The sequence below is a fragment of the Cupriavidus basilensis genome (assembly GCF_029335485.1).
Taxonomy (GTDB): domain Bacteria; phylum Pseudomonadota; class Gammaproteobacteria; order Burkholderiales; family Burkholderiaceae; genus Cupriavidus; species Cupriavidus basilensis_E.
This window is the reverse complement of record NZ_JARJLM010000227.1, coordinates 1-3,024: the sequence shown is the minus strand read 5'-3', so window position 1 is coordinate 3,024 and position 3,024 is coordinate 1. Positions and strand designations below refer to the sequence as shown.

The window sequence follows — 3,024 nt, the reverse complement described above, 5'->3', positions numbered from 1 at the left end:
CCTGGGCCGCGCCGGCAGCGGTGAAGCGCCCTTCGTAGAGTTTGTCGCCATAGGCCTGCGCGATCTGCTCGAACTTGACGCGGCTCTGCGCGGCGAAGGGCTGGCGGGCAATCATCACCGTGCCGACATCCACCGTCTCATAGGCGCGCAGGATCTCCTGCCCGACCGCGTACAACTGCGCATTCTTGGCTTCGCACTGGGCCATCGCCCCTTGCTGCGCCTTGGTCTCGAGGGCCAGCCGCTGGCGTTCGGCTTCGGCCGCGCGCGCCAGCTTCAGCAACTCGTCGTAGGCATTGCGGTATTGGGCGATCTGCGTGCCCGCCTTTTCCACTACCGCCTGGGCCTGTACCTGCGCCTGCTGATTCCTGTCGCTCAGCTTCTCGCGTTCCTGGCGTTCGGCGGCCAGTTGCGCGCGGGCGCGCTCGAGGTCTTTCCTGAGCGCTTCCGCGTCGGCCCCCGACGGCGCTGCGCCGGCATGCGGACCGCCTGCCTTGAGGATGGCCAGTTCGTTCTGCGCCTGCTGCAACTGCGTCGTCGTCACGCGCAACTGGGCGCGCAGGCGCTCTTCCATGGACTGGGCCTGCTGGGCATGGCCCGGCGCCGCGGCCATCGCGAGCATGGCGCACAGCGCCAGCGGCCGCCAGCCCTTGGCCGCGCGGGAAGGCGTGGCCTGAGCGGCGACGTGGAGGAATGATGTGGACACGGGATCCTCCTAGAAGCGCGTATTGATCTCGACCTGCAGGATGTCGATCGCCAGCGGCGGCCCGAAGACCTCCTTGGTCGACGTCCAGCGGCCGGTGACCCAGGTGTTCTTGTCGATGGCGTACGAGCCGCTCACGTAATAGCCGCGCGCATTGGTGCCGCCCAGGTGGAAGGTCGGGTCGTTGTAGGCATCCGGCATCGCGTCTGGCTCGATGCGCTTGTAGCCGGCCAGCACGTTCCAGTCGCCGCGGGCCGAAGGGCTGGGCTTGCCGAGCGTGGCCTGGAACATATAGGCATTGCCGCCGCTCTTGAAATCCGCGCGGGTGGTGCCGCCGCTGCCGCCGAAGTTGTTGACGATGCCGCCGTTGGCACGCGTGAACATGCCGTTCTCGTCGTAGGCCAGGTTGCGGACGTAGTTGGCGTCCAGGCGCAGGCCGTACCTGCCGGCCACCTTGGTTTCCCAGCGCATGTTCAGGTCAAGCAACTGGAACTTGGAGGCCAGCCCCACGAACTGCGGTTGCGGCGTGCCAGCCGGATCCAGCGGATTGAGCGCGATATTGCGCAACAGCATCAGCGTGTTGCCCTTTTGCATGAAGGCCGGGCGCGACCAGTCCGTGCTGCAGCCGTCGGCGCCCGCATAGAGGGCGCAAGGCTGGGACAGCCTGCCGCTGACGTTCCTGAAGTCGTAGTACGCCACCGCGCCGCGCAGGCGATTGTCGCTGTTGACCTTCCATTCCGCGCCGGCCTGTGCGCCCAGCAGCCACTTCTTCTCGCTGCCCATCTTGTTCTGGCTGCGGCTGGGGAAGCTGTCCGACGAATACTCGAGCGGCACCAGGCCAAGCGTGCCGAACAGGGTCACGTCCCGCTGCGGCAGCGCCTTTTCGAACTGCGCCGCCAGGCCATCGAAATTCAGGTCGTTGGAGAACAGCAGGTCGGAGGACACGAAGGGATTGCCGAAGCGGCCGCCGGTGATGTTGACCCACTCGGCAGGCTTGTACGACAGCCAGCCCTGGTCGAGCCAGACATTCTTCTTGGCCAGGCCGCCGCCGAGCGTCTGATTGGTCGATACCGGGCTGTCGTCGTTGCCGGTTGCCAGCCGCACGCCGGCGTGCGTGCTGTCGGAGATATCGGCGAGGATGCCGACCCGGGCACGGGCGCGCAGTATGTTGGGACGGTTCTGGCGGGTATTGAGCAGCGGCGGCAGCGAGAGGTTGGTGTTGGGGTTGACGTCGAAGCCGCTGCCCTGGTTGATCGCCGCCCAATCGATGGCGATATCGCTGTTGCCGCCGGAGAAGAAGCGCGATTCGTTGCGCACGCGGATATCGCCTTCGACGTGGATGCGCTTGGTCCATTCCGGCGTTTCGTTGGGCGCTGCCCAGCCCTCCGCCTTGGCCTGGGCCATGACCTGCCCTTTCACCTCGTCGCGGATCTCGTCGCGTACGGTCTCCGAGATATAGGGCACGCGCACGTCGCCCGGCTCCGGGCGAAGTCCGCCGGCGGCTGGCGCCGCTGCCAGCCGCTGCGCCTGCTGCGCGGCCATCGCCTCGGTCTGCGCCTGGGCCAGCAGCGCCTCGCCGGCGTCCTTGTTGAGGGCGCCGCTCTGGATCAGGCTGCGGATCAGCCTGACCATCGAGCTTTCGGCGGGAGCCGCGCTTTGTGCGTGCCCGGCCGCGCTAGCGCCCAGCAAGGCGATCGCCATGGCGGCGGCCAGGATCTGGGTCTTTCTTGCCGGCGCCGGTTGCTGGGAAGCGCGGCCCGCCGGCCATGCTGCGCCACGACCCGAATGGCGCTGAGGGATTGCTGGATGGTTCATCGTCTGTTCAGGAGTTTTTTATGGAATGGAATGGGGCATCAGCCATCAGGCATCGTCAGGGACGGCGCCCCTTGATCGACATCCGCATCGGGAAGCGCAGCGAAGCCGGCGGCCGCTCGTCGGCGCGGAAATCGCGCACCATGGCCAGTACGGCCTCGTCGGTCTGCGCGTTCCCGGTGCTGCGCACCAGTTGCGCGCGAGCCGCCCTGCCGTCGGCATCCAGCCAGAGTTCGATACGGATGTCTTCGAAGGCCAGCTGCCGGGTACGCGGATCCCGCGCGAACGCCTGCTGCAGCGCATTCGAGACGTAGCCTGAGTAAGAGCGGCTGCCCAGGCCACCGCCGCCACCGGTCATGCCGCCGCCGCGCCCGGCCTGGATGCCGAAGGCGTCCGTGCCGGCCTGTGCGGCGCCGTCGATGGTGACCGGGTCTCCCAGGTCCTTCGACGGGCTCGGTGGCGCATCGTCCTTCGGGGCTTCGAGCGGTTCGGCCGGCTTGGGCTCGGGTTCG

3 protein-coding genes are annotated in these 3,024 nt (G+C 67.7%); all 3 read right to left on the bottom strand.

Annotated features, from left to right (window positions below; all coding sequences use genetic code 11):
* Positions 1-703 (bottom strand): hypothetical protein (locus tag P3W85_RS13260; RefSeq protein WP_276265115.1); only part of this gene is annotated, 703 nt, incomplete at its 3' end.
* 9 nt (positions 704-712) lie between these two features.
* The gene (locus P3W85_RS13255; RefSeq protein ID WP_276265114.1) at positions 713-2,515 is read right to left on the bottom strand and encodes a putative porin; all 1,803 of its coding nucleotides are present in this window, start codon (positions 2,513-2,515) and stop codon (positions 713-715) included.
* 55 nt (positions 2,516-2,570) lie between these two features.
* Positions 2,571-3,024, bottom strand: a 454-nt coding sequence (locus P3W85_RS13250; RefSeq protein WP_276265113.1) for an energy transducer TonB, incomplete at its 5' end; no start/stop codon positions are given.

Coding starts and splice junctions, on each gene's coding strand:
- P3W85_RS13255 (WP_276265114.1), bottom strand. CDS start 2,515: ATGAACCATCCAGCAATCCCTCAGCGCCATTCGGGTCGTGGCGCAGCA.